Source organism: Coleofasciculus sp. LEGE 07092, assembly GCF_015207375.1.
Taxonomy (GTDB): domain Bacteria; phylum Cyanobacteriota; class Cyanobacteriia; order Cyanobacteriales; family Coleofasciculaceae; genus LEGE-07092.
In genome coordinates, this window is sequence record NZ_JADEWY010000248.1 from 1 (window position 1) to 3,273 (window position 3,273).

General features: G+C 44.9%; 4 protein-coding genes. 2 read left to right on the forward strand and 2 right to left on the reverse strand.

All coding sequences use genetic code 11. The features are described 5' to 3' along the window. The first annotated feature begins 115 nt into the window (after nt 1-115). Complete coding sequence (locus tag IQ257_RS29140) at nt 116-418, forward strand: TMEM165/GDT1 family protein (RefSeq protein WP_193878125.1); 303 nt, start codon at nt 116-118, stop codon at nt 416-418. Nucleotides 419-480: 62 nt separating this feature from the next. Next, the gene (locus IQ257_RS29145) at nt 481-1,737 is read left to right on the forward strand and encodes an FtsX-like permease family protein (protein WP_193878127.1); all 1,257 of its coding nucleotides are present in this window, start codon (nt 481-483) and stop codon (nt 1,735-1,737) included. A gap of 526 nt (nt 1,738-2,263) precedes the next feature. On the opposite strand, the gene IQ257_RS29150 is transcribed toward IQ257_RS29145, so the two are convergent. Both IQ257_RS29150 and IQ257_RS29155 read right to left on the reverse strand, forming a co-directional pair. Further along, nucleotides 2,264-2,455 carry a hypothetical protein gene (locus tag IQ257_RS29150; RefSeq protein WP_193878129.1) on the reverse strand — a complete coding sequence of 64 codons (192 nt, stop codon included), beginning with the start codon at nt 2,453-2,455 and terminating at the stop codon, nt 2,264-2,266. Nucleotides 2,456-2,562: 107 nt separating this feature from the next. Beyond that, nucleotides 2,563-3,273, reverse strand: a 711-nt coding sequence (locus IQ257_RS29155) for a hypothetical protein (RefSeq protein ID WP_193933477.1), incomplete at its 5' end; no start/stop codon positions are given.

A 3,273-nucleotide genomic window follows, 5' to 3' on the forward strand; every position in this document is an offset into this window, starting at 1 on the left:
GTGCGGGGGTGCTGGGGAGAAAATTTATATACTCTGAATCCCCTTTGTGTTGTGACTTCTGTCTCCTGACTTCTGGCTTCTAACTCTTAATCACTAACTAACAACCGAATTAATTATGGACTGGCAATTACTCGGATTGAGTTTTATAACCGTATTTTTGGCAGAGATTGGAGACAAAAGCCAATTGGCAGCGATCGCTCTAGGAGGTAGTCTCAAGTCTCCCCGTGCCGTATTTTTTGGCGCAGTAACAGCATTAATCTTAGCAACATTTATAGGAGTGCTGGCGGGGGGAGGAGTCGCTCAGTTATTCCCGACACGGGTACTCAAAGCGATCGCAGCAGTAGGCTTCGCTCTGATGGCTGTTCGTCTGTTGTGGACTCCCCAGGAAGAAAAGGACGAGCAGGAAGAGCTAGGGTAAAGAAGTAATAATAACAGACAAAATGCCTGTTCTACAGAGTTCTCCCCCACTCCCTACTTAAAATGGTTTCCCTTTCCCGTAAAAACCTGCTCGAAGACATTCCTCGCTTTCTGGTAGCTCAAGCTGGAATTATGTTTGCCGTTAGCTTGGTTACTTTGCAAACGGGTATTTTTAATGGATTTATTCGTTCGACAGCTCAGTTAGTTTACAATTCCAATGCCGATATTTGGGTAGCTTCAGATCAGTTGGTACAAGTTGAACTAACATTGCCAATTCCTCTATCTCATGTTCTTCAGGCTCGGACAGTGGAGGGTGTAGAACGAGCGGAAGGGCTGATTTTTAGCAGTGCTTTATGGCGTCCGCCGCAGGGTGAAATTACGCGAGTCAGAGTGGTGGGATTTGATTTGAATGGGCAATTGTTTACACCGAGAAATATCATTCAAGGCAATGTCAGCGACTTTAAAAAGCCTTACACCATTATGGTGGATACAACGAGCATAGATTCATTGAATGTGGGACAGATTGGAGATATTGCAGACGTAAACTCACTGCCTGCGCGGGTGGTTGGTTTCACCAAAGGCAATAACTCAGTCGTCTCCAATTCGTTCATGTTCACGTCTCTACAAAGTGCTAATGGGTTTTTAACATCAGGTCAAACTTCGGAGCTTTCCTGCACGTTGCCTTCAGGAGCACAGGAGTTAGAATGTACCAATACTTATTCTAGACTTCCTGAAACTGAAACTTCTACCGAATCGCCACCACCTCCCAATACATTAGTCGCATCAGACTTAATTCAGTATGTATTGATTGAAGCCGACGCCGATCAGGATTTGCAAGAACTCAAGCAAAGACTAGAAGCTACGCTACCCAATACCCGTGCTTATACCCAAGAGGAGTTTATTGAGAAGAATCAAGTTTTTTGGCAGCAGCGTACAGGAATTGGGTTTATTCTGGGTTTGGGTGCGGTTGTCGGTGTTATTGTGGGAACGATTATTGTTGGTCAAATTCTTTACTCCTCGGTATCTGATCATCTTAAAGAGTTCGGTACGCTCAAAGCTATTGGCGCGTCTGATTGGGTAATTTATGGCGTGATTGTTCAACAGGCACTCTGGATGGCAGTGCTGGGTTATCTGCCTGGTATGGCACTTTGCTATGGTGTAGCGACTTGGGCTGCTGCCACGGAGGGTATTCTTATTTTAATTACGCCAGTATCGGCGATCGCTGTTTTTGCAATTACTGTGGGTATGTGTGTCGGTTCGGCTATTTTTGCGATTCAGAAGGTAATGCATCTTGATCCGGCGATAGTGTTCAAGGCGTGAATCCCTACTCCTCACTCCCTATTCCCTAACCGATAAAGAATCACGAGAGAGCATTTTCAAACCCACATTCCGCACTTCAAGATGAAGTATGACTGAAGCATGAGGGGCGATCGCTAAAACGAGCCATTGATTGAGTAAAAATACTTAGTTAATTGACCGAACTAAGATTTGACTAATCAATCAACACCCAAGAGGGAAAATATGAGCCGGAATTAACCCCCTTCTCAATCCCTCTATCAAATAATAAGGAAATTCCAGTTACTAGCCCAAAGCCAAGCCAAATCACTTACGGTTATTCCCGCGATCGCTCAAACTATTATTGATTTACAACAGCAATATCCTCAACTCCAAATCAAGCTGGGTGAACCCATTGGCGCGACTCATCAGTTAGCACAGTTGATCGTGGATTTGATAGAAAAGTAGAGTTAGTCCTGATTTTTTCGTTTGCGGATTTCTTGCTCAATATAGTCATCCAGATTGGGAATATATTGTACTGCTTCGGCTTGGAGAACCTGATTGACAATCTCTAAGGGTTTGGTGATTCTGTCTTCACTTCAGCCAAATTTTCCTCCGTTGTCCAGGCATTAAAATTTGTGGTTCGAGATTGATCTAATAAGACAACAGATAGGGCGGCGGAGAATAGGAAAAACTGGGTAATAACGCTGCCAATGTGAACGACTAGAGAAGGGGTTATTTTCGGTAAGCTTAAATGTTGCATGAGACTTAGTTAAGCGAAACTGTGATTGAATTCAAGGAATTGTAGGTTGGGTTGAGCGAAGTCGAAACCCAACGCCGTACAAGACTATTTTGGTTTTAATCGTCAGTCTAACTCATCCGTTTTTTGCTTCCGGCTAAACCAACTCGCCCCCAGACTGCCCACTTCAATCGCACCTGCAAAAATAGTCGAAACGAGATTTTTCGTGGGAACCTTAAAGCCAAAAATATCGAGTTTGTATTTACCAATAACGCGCCCGTAATTTCTGAAATAGTCAGTTCACGGGCAAAGCGATTGGGGATTAACAAATCACCGGGTTGAGTGCGATTGAGAATTGAGTTCAGAGGGGGTAGGAAAGATTTACCCGGAGTGAACGAATTCTCTAAGAATTGAAACGGAGACGTGATACCTGTGGCGGAGAGAGTGACAGGATAAACTTGAGTTGTTCCCGCCACCTGACTTTCAGGATTGACGACAGGTTGCACCGTTAGGGTGAAATGATTAACCGGAAGATTCAGCACCAAAAGTTTGCGATCGCCTTTTATAATTCGTAAGTTGGGGGAAAAGTCCAGCGTGTTGGCATCTTGCCAAACGACGACTTGATTTTTGGGTAGAATTGACCATCCCTTGTTGTCTCCTATCAGTATCTGAATGCTCATTTTCTCCGCCGAAGTAGGTAGAATTAGCGTGGTAAACCCTTCGGTTGCACTCTCCCGACTCACCGGAACCCGGATAGTTTGCAGGGGGCGGTTGAGAGAGAGTTCACTTCCGCCGTGGATAGTGCGACAGACGCCAGCTTGGGGCGGTGGTGGGGTTGGCGG

Bases quoted from the DNA above. Each gene is read 5' to 3' on its own strand.
- IQ257_RS29140 (WP_193878125.1), top strand. From the start codon at position 116: ATGGACTGGCAATTACTCGGATTGAGTTTTATAACCGTATTTTTGGCA.
- IQ257_RS29145 (WP_193878127.1), top strand. From the start codon at position 481: ATGGTTTCCCTTTCCCGTAAAAACCTGCTCGAAGACATTCCTCGCTTT.
- IQ257_RS29150 (WP_193878129.1), bottom strand. From the start codon at position 2,455: ATGCAACATTTAAGCTTACCGAAAATAACCCCTTCTCTAGTCGTTCAC.